The 25,148-nt window shown below is 67.3% G+C and carries 22 protein-coding genes; 9 read left to right on the plus strand and 13 right to left on the minus strand.

What is annotated here, in order from left to right:
- Nucleotides 1–242: 242 nt before the first annotated feature.
- From DMX10_RS11210 to trxA, 5 genes are all read right to left on the minus strand, one after another.
- Entirely contained in the window at nt 243–3,434 is a 3,192-nt protein-coding gene (locus tag DMX10_RS11210; RefSeq protein WP_236233261.1) for a discoidin domain-containing protein, read from the minus strand.
- Between the two features lie 303 nt (nt 3,435–3,737).
- Nucleotides 3,738–4,706 (minus strand): CDP-6-deoxy-delta-3,4-glucoseen reductase, encoded by a 969-nt coding sequence (locus DMX10_RS11215; RefSeq protein ID WP_111261134.1) that lies wholly within the window; start codon nt 4,704–4,706, stop codon nt 3,738–3,740.
- Entirely contained in the window at nt 4,706–6,172 is a 1,467-nt protein-coding gene (gene ubiD, locus DMX10_RS11220) for a 4-hydroxy-3-polyprenylbenzoate decarboxylase (RefSeq protein WP_111261135.1), read from the minus strand. Before ubiD ends, DMX10_RS11215 begins: the two co-directional genes overlap by 1 nt.
- A gap of 132 nt (nt 6,173–6,304) precedes the next feature.
- The gene (gene rho / locus DMX10_RS11225) at nt 6,305–7,564 is read right to left on the minus strand and encodes a transcription termination factor Rho (RefSeq protein WP_111261136.1); all 1,260 of its coding nucleotides are present in this window, start codon (nt 7,562–7,564) and stop codon (nt 6,305–6,307) included.
- A gap of 260 nt (nt 7,565–7,824) precedes the next feature.
- A complete protein-coding gene (gene trxA, locus DMX10_RS11230; RefSeq protein WP_021218198.1) occupies nt 7,825–8,151 on the minus strand; it encodes a thioredoxin TrxA in 327 nt (108 codons plus the stop codon).
- Nucleotides 8,152–8,513: 362 nt separating this feature from the next.
- On the opposite strand from trxA, the gene ppx reads away from it, so the two are divergent.
- Entirely contained in the window at nt 8,514–10,019 is a 1,506-nt protein-coding gene (gene ppx / locus DMX10_RS11235; protein ID WP_111261137.1) for an exopolyphosphatase, read from the plus strand.
- Between the two features lie 90 nt (nt 10,020–10,109).
- Here ppx and ppk1 read toward each other — a convergent pair whose 3' ends face one another.
- A complete protein-coding gene (ppk1, locus tag DMX10_RS11240) occupies nt 10,110–12,320 on the minus strand; it encodes a polyphosphate kinase 1 (protein WP_111261138.1) in 2,211 nt (736 codons plus the stop codon).
- Between the two features lie 19 nt (nt 12,321–12,339).
- Entirely contained in the window at nt 12,340–13,353 is a 1,014-nt protein-coding gene (gene hemB, locus DMX10_RS11245; protein ID WP_111261139.1) for a porphobilinogen synthase, read from the minus strand.
- Between the two features lie 235 nt (nt 13,354–13,588).
- On the opposite strand from hemB, the gene DMX10_RS11250 reads away from it, so the two are divergent.
- On the plus strand, nt 13,589–14,179 hold the full coding sequence (locus tag DMX10_RS11250; protein ID WP_178082940.1) for a DedA family protein: 591 nt from the start codon (nt 13,589–13,591) through the stop codon (nt 14,177–14,179).
- Nucleotides 14,180–14,182: 3 nt separating this feature from the next.
- On the opposite strand, the gene DMX10_RS11255 is transcribed toward DMX10_RS11250, so the two are convergent.
- Entirely contained in the window at nt 14,183–15,415 is a 1,233-nt protein-coding gene (locus DMX10_RS11255; RefSeq protein WP_111261141.1) for a sterol desaturase family protein, read from the minus strand.
- Between the two features lie 117 nt (nt 15,416–15,532).
- On the opposite strand from DMX10_RS11255, the gene DMX10_RS11260 reads away from it, so the two are divergent.
- From DMX10_RS11260 to DMX10_RS11270, 3 genes are all read left to right on the plus strand, one after another.
- On the plus strand, nt 15,533–16,366 hold the full coding sequence (locus tag DMX10_RS11260) for a dienelactone hydrolase family protein (RefSeq protein WP_111261142.1): 834 nt from the start codon (nt 15,533–15,535) through the stop codon (nt 16,364–16,366).
- A gap of 13 nt (nt 16,367–16,379) precedes the next feature.
- Nucleotides 16,380–17,045: an isoprenoid biosynthesis glyoxalase ElbB gene (gene elbB / locus DMX10_RS11265; protein WP_111261143.1), complete on the plus strand. Its 666-nt coding sequence runs from the start codon at nt 16,380–16,382 to the stop codon at nt 17,043–17,045.
- A 136-nt stretch (nt 17,046–17,181) separates the two neighbouring features.
- Nucleotides 17,182–17,652, plus strand: coding sequence for a thioesterase family protein (locus DMX10_RS11270; protein WP_111261144.1), 471 nt, complete (start codon nt 17,182–17,184; stop codon nt 17,650–17,652).
- Between the two features lie 6 nt (nt 17,653–17,658).
- Here DMX10_RS11270 and DMX10_RS11275 read toward each other — a convergent pair whose 3' ends face one another.
- A complete protein-coding gene (locus tag DMX10_RS11275) occupies nt 17,659–18,111 on the minus strand; it encodes a YaiI/YqxD family protein (RefSeq protein ID WP_111261145.1) in 453 nt (150 codons plus the stop codon).
- 273 nt (nt 18,112–18,384) lie between these two features.
- Between DMX10_RS11275 and DMX10_RS11280 the strand changes: the two genes are divergently transcribed.
- From DMX10_RS11280 to DMX10_RS11295, 4 genes are read left to right on the plus strand one after another with little or no spacing between them, the layout of a single operon-like run.
- Nucleotides 18,385–19,779, plus strand: a complete 1,395-nt coding sequence (locus DMX10_RS11280) for a COG3014 family protein (RefSeq protein ID WP_111261146.1) — start codon at nt 18,385–18,387, stop codon at nt 19,777–19,779.
- A gap of 9 nt (nt 19,780–19,788) precedes the next feature.
- Nucleotides 19,789–20,148: a YcfL family protein gene (locus DMX10_RS11285; RefSeq protein WP_111261147.1), complete on the plus strand. Its 360-nt coding sequence runs from the start codon at nt 19,789–19,791 to the stop codon at nt 20,146–20,148.
- 19 nt (nt 20,149–20,167) lie between these two features.
- Entirely contained in the window at nt 20,168–20,761 is a 594-nt protein-coding gene (gene lpoB, locus DMX10_RS11290; RefSeq protein ID WP_111261148.1) for a penicillin-binding protein activator LpoB, read from the plus strand.
- A 1-nt stretch (nt 20,762) separates the two neighbouring features.
- Nucleotides 20,763–21,500 carry a penicillin-binding protein activator LpoB gene (locus DMX10_RS11295; RefSeq protein ID WP_111261149.1) on the plus strand — a complete coding sequence of 246 codons (738 nt, stop codon included), beginning with the start codon at nt 20,763–20,765 and terminating at the stop codon, nt 21,498–21,500.
- A gap of 43 nt (nt 21,501–21,543) precedes the next feature.
- On the opposite strand, the gene DMX10_RS11300 is transcribed toward DMX10_RS11295, so the two are convergent.
- From DMX10_RS11300 to DMX10_RS11315, 4 genes are all read right to left on the minus strand, one after another.
- Complete coding sequence (locus DMX10_RS11300) at nt 21,544–21,882, minus strand: enhanced serine sensitivity protein SseB C-terminal domain-containing protein (RefSeq protein ID WP_111261150.1); 339 nt, start codon at nt 21,880–21,882, stop codon at nt 21,544–21,546.
- Between the two features lie 87 nt (nt 21,883–21,969).
- Nucleotides 21,970–22,602, minus strand: a complete 633-nt coding sequence (gene rhtB, locus DMX10_RS11305) for a homoserine/homoserine lactone efflux protein (RefSeq protein WP_111261151.1) — start codon at nt 22,600–22,602, stop codon at nt 21,970–21,972.
- Nucleotides 22,603–22,681: 79 nt separating this feature from the next.
- Nucleotides 22,682–23,221 (minus strand): mechanosensitive ion channel family protein, encoded by a 540-nt coding sequence (locus DMX10_RS11310; RefSeq protein ID WP_111261152.1) that lies wholly within the window; start codon nt 23,219–23,221, stop codon nt 22,682–22,684.
- Entirely contained in the window at nt 23,221–25,134 is a 1,914-nt protein-coding gene (locus tag DMX10_RS11315) for an ATP-binding cassette domain-containing protein (RefSeq protein ID WP_111261153.1), read from the minus strand. The genes DMX10_RS11310 and DMX10_RS11315 overlap by 1 nt, the downstream gene beginning before the upstream one ends.
- Between the last annotated feature and the right edge of the window lie 14 nt (nt 25,135–25,148).

Consider the following 25,148-nt stretch of genomic DNA (forward strand, 5'->3'; position numbering starts at 1 on the left):
CCCCGGCCGGTTGACCGTGGGATGGGTAGAGGTATGAACCCCATCAAGCGGCCTTCCCGGCGAGCACCCTGCCCGTGCTTACCGCATGGGTTTCGCTTCGCTCTACCCATCCTGCGGGCCGCCCGGCTTATGCCGGATTCGGTGCGCCCCAGGTTGACGACAACGATGGATGTCGCCAACCCGGGGCCCGGAAGTACCGGTTAGCACACGCCGATTGGCGCGCTACCGGTCAGCGGAGCGCATCAGTTGCAGGCGCCCGCGTCCCTCCAGACCTTGCCGCTGCCTTCGCCACCGATGGTGGCGGCAGTGGGCTCGTTGCCCTTGGTCCACCAGCGGGCGACGTAGAAGCGACCGTTGTGGCTGACCTTGTCATTGGTCCAGTAGGTTCCCTGGGGGCTCCAGGCACCCTGGCAGCCGGTCGGGGTTTCCACCTTGTCCGCCAGCACCCTCACGCTGTGGTCGCGGCTGGCCACATGGGTGCCGTTGCCCAGGTTCAGGGTGAAGCGGTAGCTGATGTCCTTGTCGCTCCTGGGCGCGACGAAGCTCAGTTTCGATCCCGAGGCCTGGAAGGCGACGCTGGGCGTCACGGTCCACTGGTAGCTCAGTGCCAGGCCGGCTGGATCGCTGGAGCCTGCGGCGTCCAGGGTCACTGTTTCACCGCCCTTGGCCTGGCTGGCGCCAGCGATGCTGGCCACCGGCGGCTTGACCTGCACCGGCTTCTCGGCGGGCACCCTGACCTGATGCACGCGGGTTGTGCTGTGCTTGCCATTGTTGACGGTCAGGCTGACGTCATAGACGACATCCTTGTCGGCCTTCGGGGCGACGAATTTCATCAGGGTGCCGGCGGCCTCAAACGCGACGCTGGGGCTGACGCTCCAGCTGTAGCTGAGCTTCAGGCCCGCCGGGTCGCTGGAAGCAGTGGCGTTGAGGTAGACGGTTTCGCCCGGCTTGGCCTCGCTGGCACCGCCGATCACCGCCACGGGCGGCTTGACCTCCGCCACCGGCGGCTCGACCGGTTTCTCGCCGCCGCTCTGGCAGGGGCCCAGGTCACGCCAGACCTTGCCGGCGCCGTCCGGGCCGGTGGTGCCGGCCAGCCCCGGCTCGGCGCCCGAGGTCCACCAGCGGGCCTGGTACTGACGCCCCTTCCACTGCACCGTGTCGTTGCCGACATAGGTGCCCCTCACGGTCCACTCCGGCTTGCAGCTGGCGGTGGCGGCCTTGCCCTTGACCAGCACCTCGTGGGTCCGGGTGCTGCTCTGCTTGCCATTGCTCAGGGTCAGGGTGAAGCGATAGCGGGTGTCCGCCTGCAGTTCCGGCGCGGTGAAGCCGATACGCGCGCCGTCGTAGTCGAAGTCCAGGCGCGGCGAGGCCTCCCAGGCGAAGCTCAGGGCATTGCCCTGGGGATCACTGGAGCCGGAGGCGTCCAGGACTATCCGGTCCCCGGCACGGGCTTCGGTCTTGCCGCTGATCATCGCCAGCGGAGGCTGGCCGGCGTTCACCGGCTTGAGGGATGCGGCCTTGACGTCGTTGTCGGCGCTGAATTCGCCATCGGCCAGCAGGTTCCAGCCACCGTTGACGCTGCTGCTGCCGTAGACCTGGTAGCCCTTGATGTTGCCGCTAAGGCCCGCGTCCTGGCGGGGCAGGTAGTGCAGTTGCGAGAAGCGGCTAGCGGCACCCAGGTCGATCACCATTTCATGGGGGTAGCGTGCACCTGCGGCCGTGCTCCAGTAGGAGTTGGGGTTGCCATCGATCGCGTGGTTGCCGACCGCCGCGCCAGGCACCGCACTGCTGGTGGACAGGATTGTCCAGCTCTCGCGGGGCAGGGCCTTGCCCTTGGCATCCACCAGCAGCAGCTCGGCGACACTGGCGGTGTCCTTGCCATCCACCGCCGAGGTGGCGACGAACTTCAGGTAGCGGCCCTGGGCGCTGTCCTGGGTCAGGCCATAGGCGTGAACCTCAAGCACCTGGTCCTGGGTGGCGAGGTTGTCGGTGTTGATCGCCAGGTACCAGCGCCCCGGCTGCGGGTCGTTCACCCCCAGGGAGACGTTGTGGCTACGCGCCGAGCGGTAGTCGAAGCTGGCGCCGCTGGGCTGGGCGCCGCGCTTGAGCAGCAACTGGACCTGGCCGGCCTTCTCGGTGAGCTCGCCGTCCACCACGCTGAACACCAGGCGCCGGGTGCCTTCGGGAACGTCCACCGGGAAGTAGCGCGTCTGTTTGCTGCTCAGGCTCACCTTCTGACTGAGGATGGAGGTGCCCTGTTCCTCTTCCAGGGGCACGACGGAAGGGCTGTAGGCCGACATCCGCGCCGCCCTTTCCCGCCAGACCCGGGCCATGTTGGCGGTGTCCGCGTCGCCCAACGGCACACCCCGGCTGTCCTTGACGTCCGGGTTGGAGAAGTAGCCGACATGGTTGCCGCAGAGGATGGTGCCGACCCGGCCGTTGTGGTAGCCCCAGGTGTAGCTCCTGCCATCGGAGCAGTGGCCGCCGCCGATGTTGTGGCCCAGCTCGTGGCGGAACACGGTGGACGACTTGATGGAGTTGATGGTGTAGCGCCCGGGCATATGGCCCCAGCCGACGGCGGTGTCCACGCCGGGAGTACCCACGACGAAGCTGGCGACCACGTCCGGGCTGTAGCGACGCATGCCTTCGGCGAAGACGTTGCGCACCTGGCTCAGGCTGGAGCCGGTGATGGGAGCGTCCTGGGCCACCACCTGGGTGCCCACCAGGCGCAGGCGCACGCCCTGCACCTGGGACTGTCGCAGTGCACGGTTGACCGAGGCCACCTGGGCCAGGGCAAAGGCTTCGTGGTCACCGATGTAGTCCGCGGCCTTTTGCGAGAAACCGGCCAACAGGTCGATCACGGTTTCGCCCTGGATGTTGCGGTTGACCTGGAACGTGCGCTGGCCGCTGCGCGACTCCTTCAAGGCCGGCATCTCGCTGTCATCACCGGCGATGTAGTCGACGCCATCCGGCGCGAAGGCAGCGCCCGGATCGAAGCGGATCATCGACTGCTGGCCACTGGCGTCGCCGCGGATGATGGCGTTGGCGTCCGGCAGCAGCGCAACGAAGCTGCCATCGGGCCGCGCGGCCAGCGTCATTTCCCCGGGGGCGCTGAGAGTGCGCGCGCGCCCCTCGAGCTGCCCGGTCATGACCTGCAGGTTCTTGAATGCATCGCCGGCTCGCGGGGTGAGGCTGCGCACGCGCATCCCGGTTTCCTGCTCCAGTTGCTCGGTTCCGGCCTCGGCGGCGCTGAACGGGGTCGCCCTGGCATTCGATGACTGGAGGTTGAGGAAATGCCCCTGGATGATTGATTCGGTGCCGTGCTGGCTGTCATCGGCCAGCGCCATGCCGCTCGGCAGGAGCAGGGCCGCACCCAGGCTGGCACTCCATCGGCGGGTGGCACGGGAAAGGGCGTTCAATCGGAAGCTCGACATAACTGTTCCTCGATAGTCACGGCACGGCACGAGGCCAGGCGAACAGGACCGCTGGAGCGGCCGCGCGAGTGATGAGATAGGGAGTTTTGCCGGCAGCCGCGATCATAGGCAGGCCACCTATGGCCGTACATGAAAAGGCGGTGTTTTCGTACCTGTCCTAGACGGCCCGGTACGGCCGCCATGGCAGGCGTCGCGTCGAGCGCAGGCGGCTCGGGGCCGCGACGGGCACGCAGGTGGCGATGCGAGACTCATCGCCCCCGCCGAGCGTGACCGGGCCGCCGGGAGGGCGGCTGGCGCTGGGGCTCACGCCCGGGGGGCGTAGGCGAAGACGTCGGCTCGCATCTGGTGGGCGTCCATCCCCGCCGCCACCAGGGCGTCGAGGGTCGCGTAGACCATGGCCGGCGAGCCGCTGGCGTAGACGTGCAGCGGCTTCAGGTCGGGGAAGTCCTGGCGTACCGCTTCGTGCAGCAGGCCGCAACGGCCCTGCCAGCCACAGGCATCGCTGACCACCTGGTGCAGGGTCAGGTTGTCGAGGCCCTGCCACTGCGCCCAGTGCGGCAGCTCGTAGAAATCCTCCGGCCGCCGCGCCCCCCAGTACAGGTGCACCGGGTGCCTGAACCCCGTGGCGCGGCAATGCTCGATCAGGCTGTGCATCTGCGCCATGCCGGTGCCGGCGGCGATCAGCACCAGCGGACCCTCGGGAAGCTCGGCGAGGTGGGTGTCGCCGAAAGGCATCTGCACCCGGGCGATGCCGGTGCGCTGCAGCTGCGCCAGCAGGGCCTGGGCGCTGGGCTCGCGGGCGAGGATGTGCAGTTCGATCTCGCGCCCTTCGCTCGGCGCCGAGGCCAGGGAGAAGGCCGAGGATTCGCCATCCTTGCGCGCGACCAGCAGGTATTGTCCGGCGTGGTAGCGCGGCGGCTTGCCGGCCGGGGCGCGCAGGCGCACGCGCCAGACATCGCCACCGGCATCGATGCAGGCGCTGACCTGGCAATTGAGCGTGCGCACCGGCAGCTCGCCGGGAGCGAGCACGCCGTCCCAGTGCAGCACGCAGTCTTCCAGGGGTTCGGCCAGGCAGGTGAAGAGTTCGCCGTGGTCGAGCTCGGCGCCGGCCTGGAGTACCCGGCCCTCGACGAGCAGGGCGGCGCAGATGTGGCAGTTGCCGTTGCGGCAGCTCTGCGGGCAGTCGTAGCCGAGGCGCCGGGCCGCCGCGAGGATGTTCTCGCCGGCCTGGGTCTCCAGGACCGCGCCGGACGGTTGCAGCGTGACCCGCATCAGTCGATACCCAGGCTGGACCAGATGTCGTCGACGCGGCGGGTCACCGCCTCGTCCTTGACGATGGCCCGGCCCCATTCGCGGGTGGTCTCGCCCGGCCACTTGTGGGTGGCATCCAGGCCCATCTTCGAGCCGAGGCCGGAGATGGGCGAGGCGAAGTCCAGGTAGTCGATGGGGGTGTTGTCGATCATCACCGTGTCGCGCTTGGGGTCCATGCGCGTGGTGATGGCCCAGATCACGTCGTTCCAGTCGCGGGCGTTGATGTCGTCGTCCGTGACGATGACGAACTTGGTGTACATGAACTGGCGCAGGAACGACCAGACGCCGAGCATCACGCGCTTGGCGTGGCCGGGGTACTGCTTCTTCATGGTCACCACCGCCATGCGGTAGGAGCAGCCTTCGGGCGGCAGGTAGAAGTCGGTGATCTCGGGGAACTGCTTCTGCAGGATCGGTACGAAGACTTCGTTCAGCGCCACACCGAGAATGGCCGGCTCATCCGGCGGGCGGCCGGTGTAGGTGCTGTGGTAGATGGGCTTGCGCCGGCGGGTGATGCGCTCGACGGTGAACACCGGGAAGGTGTCGACCTCGTTGTAGTAGCCGGTGTGGTCGCCGTAGGGGCCTTCCGGCGCCGTCTCGCCGGGATGGATCACGCCTTCCAGCACGATCTCGGCACTGGCCGGGACCTGCAGGTCGGAGCCGATGGCCTTGACCAGTTCGGTACGGTGGCCGCGCAGCAGGCCGGCGAAGGCGTACTCGGAGAGGGTATCCGGCACCGGGGTCACCGCGCCGAGGATGGTCGCCGGGTCGGCGCCGAGGGCGACGCAGACGGGGTAGGGCGTGTTCGGGTGCTTCTGGCACCACTCGCGGAAGTCCAGCGCGCCGCCACGGTGGCTGAGCCAGCGCATGATGACCTTGTTGCGGCCGATCACCTGCTGGCGGTAGATGCCGAGGTTCTGCCGCTCCTTGTTGGGGCCGCGGGTGATGGTCAGGCCCCAGGTGATCAGCGGTGCCACGTCACCCGGCCAGCAGTGCTGGATGGGCAGCTTGCCGAGATCGACGTCGTCGCCTTCCTCGATCACTTCATGGCAGGGAGCGTCCTTGAGGACCTTGGGCGCCATGCTGATGACCTTCTTGAAGATCGGCAGCTTGGACCAGGCGTCCTTGAGCCCCTTGGGTGGCTCGGGCTCCTTGAGGAAGGCCAGCAGCTTGCCGATCTCGCGCAGCTCGGAGACGTCATCCGCGCCCATGCCGAGGGCCACGCGCCCGGGCGTGCCGAACAGGTTGCCGAGCACGGGGATGTCGTAGCCGGTGGGGTTCTCGAAGAGCAGCGCCGGGCCTTGCTTGCGCAGGGTGCGGTCGCAGATTTCGGTCATTTCCAGGATCGGCGAGACCGGGGCGGTGACGCGCTTGAGCTCGCCACGCTGTTCCAGGCCGCTGATGAATTCGCGCAGATCGCGATACTGCATGCTTGAGCCTCGCATGGGGCGTGCAGGTCGGGGCGCAAAGTTTAGCGCCGAACTGGGTTATTCAGAAGGCCACGACGAATCGCGCAAACGCGAAGGCCGGGTTTCCCCGGCCTTCCTGGTACCAACCAGACCTTACTTGCGCTTCATGGACATGAAGAATTCGTCGTTGGTCTTGGTGTCCTTGAGCTTGTCGAGCAGGAACTCGATGGCGGCGATCTCGTCCATCGGGTGCAGCAGCTTGCGCAGGATCCACATGCGCTGCAGTTCGTCGTCGGCGGTCAGCAGCTCTTCGCGGCGGGTACCGGACTTGTTGATGTTGATGGCGGGGAACACGCGCTTCTCGGCGATGCGGCGGTCCAGCGGCAGCTCCATGTTGCCGGTGCCCTTGAACTCTTCGTAGATCACCTCGTCCATCTTCGAGCCGGTCTCGACCAGCGCAGTGGCGATGATGGTCAGCGAACCGCCTTCCTCGATGTTACGGGCGGCACCGAAGAAGCGCTTGGGCTTCTCCAGGGCATGGGCGTCGACACCACCGGTGAGCACCTTGCCGGAGCTCGGGATCACGGTGTTGTAGGCACGCGCCAGACGGGTGATGGAGTCCAGCAGGATGACCACGTCCTTCTTGTGCTCGACCAGGCGCTTGGCCTTCTCGATCACCATCTCGGCGACCTGCACGTGGCGGGTCGGCGGTTCGTCGAAGGTGGAGGCGACCACTTCGCCGCGCACGGTGCGCTGCATCTCGGTCACTTCTTCCGGGCGCTCGTCGATCAGCAGGACGATCAGGTGGCACTCGGGGTTGTTGCGGGTGATGTTGGCCGCGATGTTCTGCAGCATGATGGTCTTGCCCGCCTTCGGCGGGGCGACGATCAGGCCGCGCTGGCCCTTGCCGATCGGCGCGCAGAGATCGATCACGCGGCCGGTGAGGTCTTCGGTGGAGCCGTTGCCGGCTTCCATCTTCAGGCGCTCGTTGGGGAACAGGGGCGTCAGGTTCTCGAACAGGATCTTGTTCTTGGCGTTCTCCGGGCGGTCGAAGTTGATCGAGTCGACCTTCAGGAGCGCGAAGTAACGCTCGCCTTCTTTCGGCGGGCGGATCTTGCCGATGATGGTGTCGCCGGTACGCAGGTTGAAGCGGCGGATCTGGCTGGGCGAGACGTAGATGTCGTCCGGGCCGGCCAGGTAGGAGGAGTCTGCGGAGCGCAGGAAGCCAAAACCGTCCTGGAGAATCTCCAGCACGCCGTCACCGGAGATTTCCTCGCCGCCTTTGGAATGCTTTTTCAGCAGGGCGAAGATCACGTCCTGCTTGCGCGAACGGGCCATGTTCTCGAGGCCCATCTGTTCGGCCATTTCCAGCAGTTCGGCAATCGGCTTTTGCTTGAGTTCGGTCAGATTCATAGGAATGACGTAAGTACGAAAATTGAGAAGGAAGGAAAGCGTTGAGCTTTAGAGGCCGCGCCGCGGAGAGGCGACAGGATCGCTGTGCTTATTCGATTTGGAATGCGTCGGCGGCGGCTTGCGAAGGGCAACGGAATGACGTTGCGGACCCGAATTTAACACCCGCATCCGGGGGCGTCTAGTACCGATTCAACAAAAAACCCCGCACATTGCGGGGTTTCTCGTTACGGCCCGAAGGCTCGCCGGAGGCCCGGCGGGACTCAGATGTTGGCGTCGAGGAAGGCCGCCAGCTGGGACTTGGACAGGGCGCCGACCTTGGTCGCTTCGACGTTGCCGTTCTTGAACAGCATCAGGGTCGGGATGCCGCGCACGCCGTATTTCGGCGGGGTGTCCTGGTTCTCGTCGATGTTCAGCTTGCAGATCTTCAGCTTGCCCTGGTAGTCCTTGGCGATCTCGTCGAGGACGGGGGCGATCATCTTGCACGGGCCACACCACTCGGCCCAGTAATCGACCAGCACAGCGCCTTCGGCCTTGAGCACGTCCTGCTCGAAGCTGGCGTCGCTAACGTGGGAGATGAGTTCGCTCATGGATGTTCTCCGTGGATTCGGATGCGGAAATTGGCGGCCATCATAGCCCGGCTTTCCCCGGACCGAAAGCTGCTGGCGATTGAGCCTTCCTATGGAGGTGCGTTGGAAAACTGATGGATAACCGGCTGCGCGTCAATCCGCCGCGGCCATTTATCGCCCCGTGTCGAGGCCCTCGCGAACACCGCCACCGGGAGGCGGGGCGCCGCCTATAGTAAGGAGGCGGCCGTCATGAAGCGGAAACTTCTCCGTGGCATTCTGCTCAGCTGCCTGCCATTTCCTTGCACGAGCGTTCCACGACTCGCGTTGGCGCAACGTGACGATCGTGGCAGGATGGCGCCGTTCAGAAACGAGACACCAAGACCATGCCCTCGACCCGTCGCGCCGAAACCCCTTCCCTGATCGCAGCCATCGACCTGGGCTCCAACAGCTTCCACATGGTGCTGGCCAAGGCCGATCACGGGGAGATCCGCATCCTCGAGCGCCTCGGTGACAAGGTGCAGCTCGCCGCCGGCCTGGATGACGAGCGCATGCTCAGCGAGGAAGCCATGCAGCGCGGCCTCGACTGCCTGCGCCGCTTCGCCCAGATGACCAACAGCCTGCCCGAGGGCGCGGTGCGCATCGTCGGCACCAACGCCCTGCGCGAGGCGCGCAACCGCGCCGAATTCATCCGCCGCGCCGAGGCCATCCTCGGCCACCCGGTGGAAGTCATCTCCGGTCGCGAGGAAGCCCGCCTCATCTACTTGGGCGTCTCCCACAGCATCGCCGACACCCCCGGCAAGCGCCTGGTGGCCGATATCGGCGGCGGCAGCACCGAGTTCATCATCGGCCAGCGCTTCGAGTCGCAACTGCGCGAAAGCCTGCAGATGGGCTGCGTGAGCTACACCCAGCGCTACTTCCGCGACGGCAAGATCACCCCCGCCCGCTACGCCCAGGCCTACACCGCCGCGCGCCTGGAGCTGATGGGCATCGAATACAGCCTGCGCCGCCTCGGCTGGCAGCAGGCGGTGGGCGCCTCGGGCACCATCCGCGCCGTCGGCCTGGCGATCCAAGCGGCCGGCATGGGCAGTGGCGAAGTCAACCCGGAAGGCCTGGCCTGGCTCAAGCGCAAGCTGTTCAAGCTGGGCGAGGTGGAGAAGCTCGAACTCGACGGCATCAAGCCCGATCGCCGTGCCATCTTCCCCGCCGGCCTGGCGATCCTCGAAGCCATCTTCGACGCCCTCGAACTCAAGCACATGACCCATTCCGAAGGCGCCCTGCGCGAAGGCGTGCTCTACGACCTGCTGGGCCGCCACCATCACGAGGACGTACGCGAACGCACCCTCAGCGCGCTGATGGAACGCTGCCACGCCGACGCCGAGCAGGCGGCCCGCGTCGAGGCCAAGGCCCTGGAAGCGCTGGAGCAGGTGGCGGACGCCTGGGAGCTGGACGACGAGTGGCACCGCGACCTGCTGGTCTGGGGCGCCCGCGTCCACGAGATCGGCATGGACATCGCCCACTACCAGTACCACAAGCACGGTGCCTACCTGATCGAGCACTCGGACCTGCCGGGCTTCTCCCGCCAGGACCAGCAGATGCTCGCGCTGCTGGTCCGTGGCCACCGCCGCAACATCCCCAAGGACAAGTTCGCCGAGTTCGGCGACGAGGGGGTCAAGCTCATCCGCCTTTGCGTGCTGCTGCGCTTCGCCATCCTCTTCCACCACATCCGCACCAGCCAGGAGACCCCCCAGGTCCGCCTGAAGGTGGGCCCGCAGAGCCTGGACGTGCAGTTCCCCGAGAACTGGCTGGCGGCCAACCCGCTGACCCAGGCGGACTTCGAACAGGAAGCCACCTGGCTCAAGCGCATCGACTTCACCCTGCAGGTGAGCTGAAGCGAGACGCCGGGAGCGCACAGCGAAACGGGGCCAGAGGGCCCCGTTTTCGTTGGTGCGGTCCGCTGCCCCGCCTCGCGAGAAGACCGGTCAGCGCGCGCTGACCGGCGGGTTGAGCAGCTTGTCCAGCAGGATGGCCTGGGCGCTGCGCGGGTTCTGGTTGCCGCTGGGGCTGTTGCGCAGGTAGCGACCGTCGGGCTGCAGGGCCCAGCTGTGGGTGTTGTCGGCGAGGTAGGTCTCCAGCTCCTTCTTGACCCGGGTGATGAGCTTCTTGCCCTCCACCGGGAAGCAGGTCTCCACGCGCATGTCGAGGTTGCGTTCCATCCAGTCGGCACTGGAGAGGTAGAGCAGCTCGTCGCCACCATTGAGGAAGTAGTAGATGCGGCTGTGTTCGAGGAAGCGGCCGATGATCGAGCGCACCTGGATGTTGTGCGAGACGCCAGGGATGCCCGGGCGCAGGCAGCACATGCCACGCACCACCAGGTCGATCTTCACGCCGCTCTGGCTGGCCTTGTACAGCGCGCGGATGACCTTCGGGTCGGTCAGCGAGTTGACCTTGGCCATGATGTGCGCCGGCTTGCCTTCGGTGGCGTGCAGGGCCTCCTTGGCGATCATGTCCAGCAACGACTTCTTCAGGGTGAAGGGCGCATGCAGCAGCTTCTTCATGCGCAGCGTCTTGCCCATGCCGATCAGCTGGTTGAACAGCTTGTGCAGGTCCTCGCAGAGCGCGTCGTCGGCGGTGAGCATGCTGTAGTCGGTGTACAGGCGCGCGTTGCCGGCGTGGTAGTTGCCGGTGCCCAGGTGGGCATAGCGGCGCAGCTCGCCATCCTCGCGGCGCAGGATGAGCATCATCTTGGCGTGGGTCTTGAAGCCGACCACACCATAGATCACCACGGCGCCGGCAGCCTGCAGGCGGCTGGCCAGCTGCAGGTTGGATTCCTCGTCGAAGCGCGCGCGCAGCTCGATCACCGCGGTGACCTCCTTGCCGTTGCGTGCCGCTTCCACCAGGGCGTCGACGATCTCGGAGTTGGCACCGGCGCGGTACAGCGTCTGCTTGATCGCCAGGACGTTGGGGTCCTTGGCCGCCTGGCGCAGGAAGTCCACCACCGGGGTGAAGGACTCGAAGGGGTGCAGCAGCAGGATGTCCTGCTTGCCCACCACGCTGAACAGGTTCTCGGCCTTCTGCAGCAGCTTGGGGATCACCGGGGTGAAGCTCGGGTGCTGCAGCTCGGGGTGGCTGTCCAGCCCGGTGATGCTGAACAGGCGGGTCAGGTTTACCGGGCCGTTGACCTGGTACAGCTCGCTCTCGGCCAGGCCGAACTGCTTGAGCAGGTAGTCGGACAGGTGTTTCGGGCAGGTGTCGGCCACCTCCAGGCGCACCGCATCGCCGTAGCGGCGCGAGAACAGCTCGCCGCGCAGGGCACGAGCCAGGTCCTCGACGTCCTCGGTGTCCACCGAAAGATCGGCGTTACGGGTCAGGCGGAACTGGTAGCAGCCCTTCACCTTCATGCCGGGGAACAGGTCGTCGGCGTGGGCGTGGATCATCGACGACAGGAACACGAAGTTGTCGCCGGGGCCGCTGATCTCCTCGGGTACGCGGATCACGCGCGGCAGCAGGCGCGGCGCCGGAATGATCGCCAGGCCCGAGTCGCGGCCGAAGGCATCGACGCCCTCCAGCTCGACGATGAAGTTGAGGCTCTTGTTCACCAGCAGCGGGAAGGGGTGCGTCGGGTCGAGGCCGATGGGGCTGATGATCGGCGCGATCTCGTCGCGGAAGTAGCGGCGCACCCAGGTCTTGAGCTTGGGCGTCCAGTAGCGCCGGCGGATGAAGCTGACCTGGTGCTTGGCCAGCTCCGGCAGCAGCACATCGTTGAGGATGCTGTACTGGCGCGCCACCTGCTCGTGCACCAGCTCGCTGATGCGGGCCAGCGCCTGGTGCGGCAGCAGGCCATCGGCACCCGCCTGTTCGCGGGCGAAGGTGATCTGCTTCTTCAGGCCGGCGGCACGGATCTCGAAGAACTCGTCGAGGTTGCTGGAGAAGATCAGCAGGAATTTCAGGCGCTCGAGCAGCGGGTAGGACTCGTCGAGCGCCTGCTCCAGGACACGGATGTTGAACTGCAGCTGCGACAGCTCCCGGTGGATGTACAGGCTGCTGTCATCCAGACCCGGGATCACCGGAGCCGGCGCGGGGGCCGGCGGCGGAGTCTCGACGGGCGCCGGAGCGGGGGCCTCGGCGACCGGTTGCTCCGGCACGGGCTCTTGTAGGGGATTCGACGCTTGGTTCAGTCCATCGGTGTTCATCTGGTTTCCTGCTGGGGAGTCAGGCTCCCGCCTTGAGCATTTCTGCGGCACGCACGGCGAAGTAGGTAAGGATGCCATCAGCGCCCGCACGTTTGAATGCGGTCAGCGATTCGAGTATGACCGCCTCGCTCAGCCAGCCGTTCTGGATGGCCGCCATGTGCATGGCGTACTCGCCGCTGACCTGGTAGGCGAAGGTCGGCACGCGGAAGGCGTCCTTCACGCGCCAGACGATGTCCAGGTAGGGCATGCCCGGCTTGACCATGACCATGTCGGCGCCTTCGGCGAGGTCGGCAGCCACTTCGTGCAGGGCCTCGTCGCCGTTGGCCGGGTCCATCTGGTAGCTGGCCTTGTTGGCCTTGCCCAGGTTGGCGGCCGAACCCACCGCATCGCGGAAGGGACCGTAGTAGGCGCTGGCGTACTTGGCCGAGTAGGCCATGATCCGCACGTTGGGGAAGTCGGCCAGTTCAAGGGCCTCGCGGATGGCCTGGATGCGGCCGTCCATCATGTCCGAGGGCGCGACCACCTGGGCGCCGGCCTCGGCGTGGGACAGCGCCTGCTTGACCAGCGCGTCCACGGTGATGTCGTTCTGCACATAGCCGTCGGCGTCGAGGATGCCGTCCTGGCCATGGGTGGTGAAGGGGTCCAGGGCCACGTCGCTGATCACGCCCAGTTCCGGGAAGCGCTCGCGCAGGGCGCGGATGGCGCGCTGGGCGATGCCGTCCGGGTTCCACGCCTCGGCGCCGTCGAGCGACTTGCGCTCCAGCGGCGTCACCGGGAACAGCGCCAGCGCGGGGATGCCCAGGGCCACCCAGCCGGCCGCGGCTTCCAGCAGCAGGTCGATGGACAGGCGCTCGACGCCCGGCATCGACGGCACCGCTTCACGGCGGTTCTCGCCGTCCAGCACGAACACCGGGAGGATCAGGTCGTCGACGGTCAGGGTGTTTTCGCGCACCAGGCGGCGGGAGAAGTCATCACGGCGATTGCGGCGCAGGCGGGTAGCGGGGAACAGGCGGTTGGCGGGGGTAAAGCTCACGACAGACTCCAGGGTCCAAAGGAGGACACAGTGCGACATTTATAAGCGGCAATTATGACCGAATGGTAACAATGCATGACAGCGACGCTCTGTCGCGTTCGACGAAATTTCCGAGGCCCCACGAGGCCTGGCCGTGAACCAGTCGACCCTCGACTGGCGGTTCGCCACCCTTTAGAGCTTTTCCCGCAACGCCAACCCGGTTAGGCTTCGCGTTCATTTTTGCCGCGCTGCCTAACTGATGCTGCAACAATTTCTCCAGGATTTCGGCTACTTCGCCCTCTTCCTCGGCACCTTCTTCGAGGGCGAGACCATCCTGGTCCTGGCCGGCTTTCTCGCGTTCCGCGGCTACATGGATATCAACCTGGTGGTGATCACGGCGTTCTTCGGCAGCTATGCCGGCGACCAGCTGTGGTACTACCTCGGCCGCCACAAGGGCCGGCAGATCCTCACCCGGCGCCCGCGCTGGCAGGCGATGGGCGACAAGGCCCTGGAGCACATCCGGCGCCACCCGGACATCTGGGTGCTGAGCTTCCGCTTCGTCTACGGCCTGCGCACCGTGATGCCGGTGGCCATCGGCCTGTCTGGCTACCCGCCGTTGCGCTACCTGATCCTCAACGGCATCGGCGCCATCATCTGGGCCCTGGCCCTGGGCTTCGCCGCCTTCCACTTCGGCGCCGTGCTCGAAGGCATGCTGGGCAACCTCAAGCGCTACGAGCTGATGGTGCTCGGCGTGCTGGTGGTGATCGGCGGCCTGCTCTGGCTGCGCCGCCGGCTGCGCAACAGCCGCGAGGCCAAGGCGAACGCCGACCAGCCTCCGCAGGCGTAACCGTCACGCCAGCGCCGCTTCACGCCGCCCCAGTGCGACCAGCGCCAGCACGCTGGCAACCCCATGCACCACCAGCACCAGCCAGACCAGCGGGCTGACCGGCAGCATGCCGAGTACCCCCGCCAGCCACAGCACCGGCAGGTTCAGCGCCAGCCGCGCCAGCTCCAGGCGCAGTGCCCAGGGCCGATTTTCCAGCCACGCACCGATGGCGAACAGGCCGAAGGCTACCCATAGCCAGCCCAGCAGCACGGCACCGAGCGGCAGGCCGTCGCCCACGCCCAGCAGGTAGCTCCCCCCCGCCACGTAGCCAGCAAACTGCAACGCCGCATAGAGGGTGCGACCGCCTGACAACGGCACCTCGAACTTGGTGAAGCGGCTCAGGTCCGGCTTGGCCTGCGGGTACTTGCGCGCCACATCCTCGGGGCGCCAGCCGGTGCGCATGAACCAGATGCGCAGGCGGTCCCACCAGGACCCGGCGCGCACCGCGTCCTGCCACAACACCGCATAGAACTGCAGGTTGGCCCAGATCGGATTCCAGCTGGCCAGGGGCGTGGTCACGCCGAACACCACCGGCTCCTCGTCCAGCTCCTCCTGGAAGGTGCCGAACAGGCGATCCCAGAGAATGAAGACGCCACCGTAGTTGCGGTCCATGTACACCGCGTTCTGCGCATGGTGGACGCGGTGGTTCGAGGGACTGATGAAGAACCACTCGAACCAGCCGAGCTTGGGCACATGGCGCGTGTGCACCCAGAACTGGTAGAGCAGGTTGAGCGCGGCCACCGTGAGAAACACCAGCGGCGGCACGCCAACCACCGCCATCGGCAGGTAGAAGATCCAGCCGAAGAGGAAACCGGTACTGGTCTGGCGCAGTGCCGTCGAGAGGTTGTACTCCTCGCTCTGGTGATGCACCGAGTGCGCGGCCCAGAGCACGTTGCGCTCGTGGCCCAGGCGGTGGTTCCAGTAGTAGCAGAAGTCGTAGAAGACGAAGGCGAACAGCCAGACCCAGGGGCTGTCAGCGCGCAACTCGAACAGCGCCAGGTGCTGCCAGGCGTAGGTGTAGGTGAGCAAACCGACCGCCTTGGTCAGCAGCCCGCTGGTGGTGGACAGCACCCCCGCACTGAGGCTGTTGATGGCATCGGCGGTGCGGTAGGTGCGCACCCCGCGCCAGCGATCGGCGAGCAGCTCGATGCCGATCAGCAGTAAGAAGAAGGGGATCGCGTAGAGGACGTAATTCATGATGTCAGCCGTATCGTTATGCCGATCAAGGGACTAGGATTGCCAGGCTCGATGCTACGCCCACGCCTACCCGGGCCCCTGGCGCGGCATGCCAGCCCAACCGGCATATGACGACACATGCGCATAACCACACGACGCAGCCTTTCCCTCCTGCTGATCCTGATCGCCACGGCCGCCCTCCTGGGACTCTATCCCTATCGCGCCGCGCTGCTGCCGGCCGCCGACGACCTGGCGTCCGCACGCGAGCGCCTGGCGCCCCACCTCAGCCTGTTCACCCCGGCAGGCGACGGGCCCTTTCCCACCGTACTGGTATTCCACGGCTGCAGCGGGCAGAGCCCGGGCTTCGTCGAGAACGTGAAGAAATGGCTGCTGCCCCAGGGCTACGCATTGCTCTTCGTCGACAGCCTGGGAGCGCGCGGCATCCATGACTGGCATCCGGTCTGCGACGGCAAGCTGCTGTGGGGCAACGAGCGCGCGCTGGACGTCTACGCCGCCCTCGACCTCGCCCGCTCGATGCCGCGCCTGGACCACCGGCGCATGGCCCTGCTCGGCTACTCCCATGGCGGCTGGAGCATCCTCGATGCACTCGCCTACGACGGCGACGCCGGCCACGGCTTCCCCCGCATCGGCCAGCAGGCGCTGGACGGTGTGCGCGGCGTCATCGCCTTCTACCCTTACTGTGGTTTCCCCGCGCACCTGCGCCAGGGCAAGGGGCGCGACCTGCCGGTGCTGATGTTTCTCGGTGGCAAGGACAGAATCACTGACCACCTTCAGTGTCTATCGGCTATGGACGGGCTCGATCTCGAACAACTGCAACTGGTGCAATACGGCGGGGCCGACCACGTGTTCGACCAGCGCAGCGACCTGAATACCTACCAACCCAGGCTGGCCGAGGATGCCCACCAGCATGCCCAGGCGTTCCTCCAGGAGAACCTGAAGGCGGCCCAGTGAAGCGGAGAACGCTATGAACAAGAAAGTTGCTGTGATTCTTTCCGGCTGCGGCGTGTACGACGGCGCGGAGATCCACGAGAGCGTGATCACCCTGCTGCGCCTGGACCAGCGCGGCGCGCTGGCGCAGTGCTTCGCACCCAACATCGCCCAGCACCACGTGATCAACCACCTCACCGGCGAGGAGATGCCCGAGAGCCGCAACGTGCTCACCGAGTCCGCGCGCATCGCCCGCGGCGCGGTGAAGGACGTCCGAGAGCTCAAGGCTGAGGACTACGACGCCCTGATCATCCCCGGCGGCTTCGGCGCGGCGAAGAACCTCTCCGACTTCGCCCTCAGCGGCGCCGATTGCAGCGTGCAGCCCGACGTGCTGGCCGCCGCCCAGGGCTTCGCCGACGCCGGCAAGCCGGTGGGGCTGATCTGCATCGCCCCGGCCATGGCCGCGAAGATCTACGGCGCAGGCGTCACCTGCACCATCGGCACCGACGCCGAGACCGCCGGTGCACTGGAGAAGATGGGCGCCGAGCACGTCGAATGCGTGGTCGGCGAGATAGTCGAGGACAAGGCGCGCAAACTGGTCACCACCCCCGCCTACATGCTCGCCCAGTCCATCAGCGAAGCCGCCTCGGGCATCTACAAGCTGGTCGACCGCGTGCTCGAACTGACCCACGCCGACCACTGACGGCCAGGCGGGCGGCCCTGGCCGCCCGCCGCTGCAAGCCGCTCCCGCCAATCCGCGTGCCATTTGGGCCGCACCCCTGTTCAAGCGCACCGCGCTGCGTCAGCGTCGCACTCTCGCCCCCCGACGCAGGTGCAGCATGAGCGACAACGACTTCGTCCTGACCCCGGAACTGCAACAGGCGGTCCGGCGCTTCTTCGAACGCATCCCCTTCAACCAGGTACTCGGCATCCAGCTGGGCGAGCTGTCGCAGGAGCAGGTGACCATGCACCTGCCGATGAAGGACGAGCTGATCGGCAACTTCGTCCACGGCATCCTCCATGGCGGGGTGATCTCCTCGCTGCTGGACGTCACCGGCGGCGCCATGGCGCTGATCGGCGCCTTCGAACGCCACCGGGGCCTGTCCACCGCCGAGCGCATGGAGCGGCTGTCCAAGCTGGGCACCATCGACCTGCGCATCGACTACCTGCGCCCGGGGCGCGGCCGCGCCTTCACCGCCACGGCGGTGCTGTTGCGCTCGGGCAACAAGGTCGCGGTGGTGCGCTCGGAACTGCACGCCGACGACGGCACCCTGGTGGCTGTCGGCACCGGCACCTACCTCTGCGGCTGAGGGCGTTCAGCCCCGGGCGAGGCGGGTCAGCAGCCGGTCCAGCGAGTTGGAGAACGCCTGGCGGTCCTTGTCGCTGTAGGCGGCCTGGCCGCCGCCCATCTGCCCCTGGTCGCGCAGGTCGGTGAACAGGTTGCGCACCGCCAGGCGCTCACCCATGTTGCGCTCGTCGAATTCGCGGCCACGCGGGTCCAGCGCAGCGACGCCCTTCTTCACCAGCCGGTCGGCCAGCGGCACGTCGCTGCAGATCACCAGGTCCCCCGGCTCGGCCTGCTCCACCAGGTGATCGTCCGCTGCATCCGGCCCGCTCGGCACCACCACCAGGCGCACGCAGGCGAAGGCCGGCTTCACCTGGCTCTGCCCGGCCACCAGCACCACCTCGAACTTGCGCTTGAGGGCGAACTTGATGACCTGGTCCTTGGCGGCACGGGGGCATGCGTCGGCGTCGATCCACACACGCATGGGCTTGGGCTCCGGAAAGGTTGCGGGCGCGCAGTATGCCAGCCGCCTCCTGCAGGCGCTCGCTGCGCCACCATGCCGCAGTTTCCGAGCGATCAAAATGATCTCATTGCGCCAGCAATTTTCGCCGATATTCCCCTATAATCGCCCGCCCTTCCCGCATCTCCGGTGCCCCGGGAAGGCCCCAGCGGGGATTGGCAGGACGCCGCCACATGCCATTGCACGCCTGGAACAGCCGGAAACGGCTGGCAGTATCAAGGACTCGACGAGGAACACATGGCATCCCGCGCCCTCACCGCCCTGGTGGCCTGCTTCGCCCTGCAGCTTGCCGGCTGCTCGGCCCTGCGCAGCTACGAAAACGAACTCACCGCCACCAGCCAGCACCTCGCCCGCGGCGAAGTGGACGCCGCCCTCGGCACACTGGAAGCCAATAACGGCGGCGAGGACAAGGACCTCCTCTACTACTTCGAAAAAGGCGAGCTGCTGCGCGCCCGTGGCGACCTCGCCGGCAGCCAGGCCGCCTGGCGCCAGGCCGACCGCATCGTCTACCAGTGGGAAGAGGCGATGAAGGCCGACCCTTCGCGCTACCTGGGGCAGGCCGGCGCCTTCCTCGCCAACGACCGGGTGCGCCGCTACGAGGGCTACGACTACGAGAAGGTCATGCTCACCACGCAGATGGCCCTCAACGACCTGGCCGCCAACGACTTCGACGCCGCCCGTACCGAGATCCGCAAGACCCACGAACGCGAAGCGCTGATCGCCGAGCTGCGCGACCGGCAGTACCTCGACAGCGAGGAGGAGGCCGAGCGCCAGGGCATCAGCACCCGCTTCGAAGACCTGCGCGGCTACCCGGTGGCCTCCCTCGATGCCCCCGACGTGGTCAGCCTGAAGAACAGCTACCAGAGCGCCTTCAGCCACTACCTCGCCGGGTTCGTCTACGAGGCCCTGGGCGAGAAGGGCCTGGCCGCCCCCGGCTATCGCCAGGCCGCCGAACTGCGCCCCGGCACGCCGCTGCTGGAGCAGGCCCTCCTGGACCTGGACGCCACGCCTGCGGCGGACGCCGGCAGCGACGTGCTGCTGGTGCTGCAAAGCGGCCTGGCACCGACCCGCGACTCGCTGCGCATCCCGCTGCCGGTGCCCCTGGACTCGGGAATGATCATCAGCACCGTGTCCTTCCCGCTGCTGCGCGACGACACCAGCACCCCGGCGCCCGGCTTCGTCGAGGTGGATGGCACGCCCACCGCCCTCACCGAACTCAGCAGCGTGCGCGCCATGTCGCACCGTGCCCTGCGCGACGACATGCCCGGCATCATCCTGCGCACCACCCTGCGCGCGGTGACCCGGGGCGCCCTGCAGAAGCAGCTCAACGACAACGGCAACGCCCTCGCCAGCCTGGCCGTCGGCATCCTGTCGGTGGCCAGCGAAGGGGCCGACGAACGCACCTGGCGCACCCTGCCCGGCAGCATCGGCGTCGCACGGTTGCGCCTGGCCATGGGCGAGCACCGCCTGGCCCTGCCCACCGCCCAGGGCGTGCGCGAATTCACCCTGAAGATCGATCGGCCCCACCAGGTGGTCCCCCTGCGCCTGGTGGCCGGCCAGGTCTACGCCCAGGGCGCCGCCACCCCGACCACACCCGGCGTCCGCGCCGTGGCCAGCAACCAGACTCCCTGAGGAACACACATGCGCAATCTGCTCGTCGCCGGGCTCGCCCTGGCCCTGCTGGCCGGCTGCTCCGGCCGCGAAACCGCCTCCAGCAAGGTGGCGCCGATGGGCGATGTCGAAGACATCGAAGTGGACACCATGCGGGTGGCCCGCGAGAACGGCTTCCTCACCGTCAAGGTGAAGCTGACCAACACCTCCAGCCACAACCGCACCCTCTACTACCGCTTCGCCTGGCTCGACAGCGACGGCTTCCCCGTCGCCGACGAGGAGGGCTGGAAGGCCTTGCCGATCTACGGCACCCAGACCACCGTCCTGCCGGCCATTGCCCCCGTACCCAAGGCGACCGACTTCCGCCTTGAAATGAACACCCCCGACTGATCACGAGAGAGCGACCCCCATGCGCCTTGTCCGCACCACCTGCATCGCCGCCTTCGCCCTGGCCGCCGCCGGCTGCGCCAACAACCCCTCGCCGGTACTCGGCGGCGGCAACATCAGCTACGGCGACAGCAAGGCCGTCGAGCTGATCACCAACGAGTTCGGCTCCACCGACCTGCAGATGATCGCCGAGTCCATGACCCGCTCGCTGGCCCAGTCCGGCGTGCTCCAGGGCCGCCCGGTGATCCAGGTCTACGACGTGAAGAACAAGACCAGCGAGTACATCGACACCCGCGAGATCACCACCTCGATCAAGACCCAGCTGCTGAAGTCCGGCACCGCACGCTTCGCCAGCGACAACACCGACATGCAGAGCCAGGTCGACCAGTTGAAGCTGCAGAACCAGAGCGGCCTGTACAAGAACTCCACCATCGCCAAGACCGGCAACATGGTCGCCGCCAAGTACCGCCTGGAGGGCTCCATCAGCTCCATCGTCAAGCGCAGCAGCGACTACAAGGACGTCTTCTACAAGTTCAGCCTGCAGCTCGTCGACGTCGAGAGCGGCCTGGCCGAGTGGATGGACGAGAAGGAAATCCGCAAGACCACGGAGCGTTGATATGCGCGTATTGATCGGCCTGTTCGTCGCCAGCCTGGCACTGGCCAGCCACGCGGCCCCCAAGGTGGCGGTGACCGACCTCGCCTACGAGGAACGCGTCCGCGAGTACATCCACACGGTGAACGCCCAGAGCGCCTCGCAGGTGAGCGGCTTCTCCGGCAGCGCATCCAGCAGCTACTCGGAAGAGGAAGGCACCTACAGCTACATCGAGCGGGGCGAGCTGCGCAAATTCACCGGCGACATCAAGGGCGAGATCCTCAAGTCCGGCAGCTTCCAGCTGGTCCAGGGGCGCCCCTACGGCAGTGACAACGAAGGCCTGCACGACGTGATCGGGCGTATCGCCCAGGGCCAGTTCCAGGGCGCGGACTACGTGCTGTTCGGCTCGCTCTCGGACGCCGACTTCCGCCAGGACGTCAACGCCATCGACAACACCGACACCTACTCCACGGTGCTGGGCCTGACCCTGGTGGCCGACTTCAGCCTCATCGACACCCGCACCCACGAAGTGAAGGCCGCCTTCACCGCGATGGGTGAAGCCCAGGACGTGAAGCTGGTGAAGGGCGGCGACAGGCGCGTCACCCCCAACCGCGGGCGCGTGGTGCGCGAGGTGTCGAAGGCCCTGGGCGAAGACGTCGCTCGGCAGCTGCAGGAGCAGCTCGGCGTGGGCCCGGCGGCAGTCACCGACAACGGGCGCTACGGCGCGCTGCCGCCGGACGAACCGGCGAAGATCCTGCATTGAGACAAGCGGCCTGCGGGCCGCTTTTTTTTGCCGATGCCAAGGCTCAGCGCCGGTAGAACGCCTCGCAGCATTCGCGCAGGGCCTGGGAGAGGTTGTCGTCCTCCAGCTCGATGAGGTCGAGCTCGAGGTCGTCGGGCAGCAACTCGGCGACCAGTGCGGCGAGGCGGCGGCGGCCGGCGAGATCGGTGCCGGAAACGCCCAGCAGCAGGCGCGGCTGCGGGCCGAGCGCGGGGTCGCGCAGGGCGGCGAGGAAGGCTTCGTGGATGTCGAGCTCGCCACAGGCGGCGCTCAGGGCCTGCTCCAGCGGAGGGTGTCGCAGGGGGGCGATGGCGAGGTCAGGCGAGTCGCCGTAGACCCCGTCCCGGCTGTTGGATGGCGGCATGCCGATGCTCCTTTGGGAAGACCGGCAGCCTAGTGCCCGTGCGCCACCTTGTCGCGGCGCCGGGTCACGTTCAGGCCATCGACTGGATCACGCCGGGACGCGACGCACGGTGGCCAGCAGCGCGGCGGCGCCGACGAAGAGCACGGCGAAGCCGCGGTTCATGGAGCGCTGCTGGCGCGGCGAGCGCAGCACCCGCAGGACCTTGGCGGCCAGCCCGGTGTAGCCGGCCATGACGATCAGGTCGACGGTGATCATGGTCGCGCCCATCACCAGGTACTGCTGCACCAGCGGCGCATGGGGGTCGATGAATTGCGGCAGCACGGCGAGCATGAAGACGATCGCCTTGGGGTTGCTGACGTTCACCAGGAAGCCGCGCAGCACCATGGTCAGTGGACGGCCAAGGGGGCGCTGGGCAGAGTCGGCGGACAGATCGCTGGGCAGCGCGCGCCATTGGCGGACGGCCAGGTAGACGAGGTACACGACGCCGAACCACTTGATCGCGCTGAAGGCCATGGCCGAGGTGGCGAGGATGGCGCCGACACCGGCGGCGACGATGGCGATCTGCAGGGCCAGGCCCAGCTGCAGGCCGATGGCGTTCCAGTAACCGCGCAGGAACCCGTATTGCAGCCCGGAGGACATGGAGGCGATGGCGCCCGCGCCGGGCGAGAGGCTGATCACCCAGCAGGCGACCAGGAAAGCGAGCCAGGTGTGCATGGCCATGGCGTGAACCTCGGAAAACGGAAGGGGGGTCGAGCAGACTACCCGCTGCGCTTTGCGCTGCCCAGCCCCGACCGGCGGCTCAGCGCCAGCGACGCACCGCCTTCTGGAAGAACAGGCTGTTGGGCACCTGCACCAGGGCACCGTCGGCGCTTTCGCCGAGGTCCTGCAGGGTGGTGTAGAAAAGGTTGATGGCCACCACGCGGCCCTTCACGCCGGGCTTGTCGGCGCTCTCCACAACCTCCACCACATCGCCCAGGCGGAACGGGCCGAGGGAGAAGATCAGCACCGCGCAGAACATGTTCGAGAGCACGCTCCAGATGGCGAAGAAGGCCACCGCGGCGACGGCGGTGAAGCCGGTCAGCGCCGTCCACAACACCTCGGCGGAAACCCCGAGACGCTCCAGCACCAACATGAAGGCACTGCCCAGGATCAGCCAGCGCAGCAGGCCGCGCAGCGGCAGCAGGAGCTCCTGGGGCAGCTGTGGATAACGCGCACCGAGGCGGGTGATGCCGCGGGTGACGATGCGCTGCACGAGCCAGGCGAGAATCAGGATGAGCAGCACCTGCGCCGCTCGGATCAGGGGCTCGCTCCAGGCCGTCAACAGCACCAGGTCTTCCATCAGTCACTCGCCTCCAGTTGGCTCTGCAGGTTTTCCAGGAGTTCCAGCGCCTCCAGCCACTTCTCCTCCAGCTCGCCTTCGCGGGCCTTGAGCCTGGCCTGCTCGGCGAGCAGGTCGCGCAGTTCGTCCTTGCGCGAGGCCTCGTAGAGGCCCGAGTCGCCCAGGCGTGCCTCAACGGCGGAAAGCTTCTCGTGCAGGGTTCCGAGCTCCTTCTCCAGCTTCTCGGCCTCGCGCTTGTGCGGGGCCAGTTGCTGGCGAAGAGCGGCGGCGGCCTGGCGCTGGGCGCGCTTGTCGGTGCCCGTGCCGGCACCGGCGGCAGGGGTGCTGGCCGGGGCCTGGCGGGCGCGGTAGTCGACCAGCCAGCGGGCGTAGTCGTCGAGGTCGCCATCGAAGGGCTGGATGCGGCCGTCGGCCACCAGGAGGAACTCGTCGGTGGTGCTCTTGAGCAGGTGGCGATCGTGGGAGACCACCAGCACTGCGCCGGCGAAGTCCTGCAGGGCCATGGTCAGCGCCAGGCGCATCTCCAGGTCCAGGTGGTTGGTCGGTTCGTCGAGCAGCAGCAGGTTGGGTTTCTGCCAGGCGATCAGCGCCAGGGCCAGGCGCGCCTTCTCGCCACCGGAGAAATTCAGCACAGGCTCGTCGCAGCGGTCGCCGCGGAAGTCGAAGCCGCCGAGGAAGTCGCGCAGGGTCTGTTCGCGCTCGGTCGGCGCCAGGCGCTGCAGGTGCAGCAGCGGGCTGGCCTTGGGATCGAGGGAGTCCAGCTGGTGCTGGGCGAAGTAGCCGATGGCGAGGTTCTCGCCACGGGACAGGCGCCCGGCGACAGGCGCCAGCTCACCGGCAAGGGTCTTGATCAGGGTGGACTTGCCCGCGCCGTTGGGGCCGAGCAGGCCGATGCGTGCACCGGGAACGAGCTGCAGCTTGACCTGCTGCAGCACCACCTTCTCGCCATAGCCGAGCTGGCCTTCGGCGACGTCCAGCAGCGGGCTGGAGATCTTGTCGGCCTCGCGGAAGACGAAGTCGAAGGGCGAATCGACGTGCGCGGGCGCCAGTTCCTCCAGGCGCTCCAGGGCCTTGATCCGGCTCTGCGCCTGGCGGGCCTTGGTGGCCTGGGCCTTGAAGCGGGCGATGTACTTCTCCATGTGCGCACGCTGGGCCTGCTGCTTCTCGTAGGCCTGCTGCTGCTGCGCCAGGCGCTCGGCGCGGGTGCGCTCGAAGGCCGAGTAGCCGCCGCGGTAGAGGGTCAGCTTCTGCTGTTCCAGGTGGGCGACGTTGTCCACCACCGCATCGAGGAAGTCGCGGTCGTGGGAGATCAGCAGCAGGGTGCCGGGGTAGCCCTTGAGCCACTCCTCCAGCCAGAGGATGGCGTCGAGGTCCAGGTGGTTGGTGGGCTCGTCGAGCAACAGCAGTTCGGACGGGCACATCAGCGCCTGGGCCAGGTTCAGGCGCATGCGCCAGCCACCGGAGAAGTCGCCGACGCGGCGGTCCATCTGCTCGCTGGTGAAGCCCAGGCCGGCCAGCAGCTTGCGCGCGCGGGCATCGGCGGTGTAGCCGTCGGCACTGTCCAGCTCGATGTGCAGGCGGGCGATGGCGGTGCCGTCATGGCCCGCCTCGGCGACGCCCAGCTCGGCCTGCACGCGCCGCAGGTGCACGTCGCCGTCGAGGACGTAGTCCACCGCCAGGCGGTCGAGGGTGTCCACCTCCTGGCGCATGTGGGCGATGCGCCAGTCGGCCGGCACGAAGCAGTCGCCCGCGTCGGGGCCGAGCTCGCCGCGCAGCAGGGCGAAGAGGCTGGATTTGCCGGCACCGTTGGCGCCGATGAGGCCGACCTTCTGGCCGGTGTGCAGGGTCAGTTCGGCGCCTTCGAGCAGGCGCTGAGGACCACGCTGTAGTGTGAGGTTCTGGAGTCGGATCATAATGGCGGCGGAGT

Origin of the sequence: Pseudomonas sp. 57B-090624 (assembly GCF_003234055.1) — a bacterium.
Classification (GTDB): domain Bacteria; phylum Pseudomonadota; class Gammaproteobacteria; order Pseudomonadales; family Pseudomonadaceae; genus Metapseudomonas; species Metapseudomonas tohonis.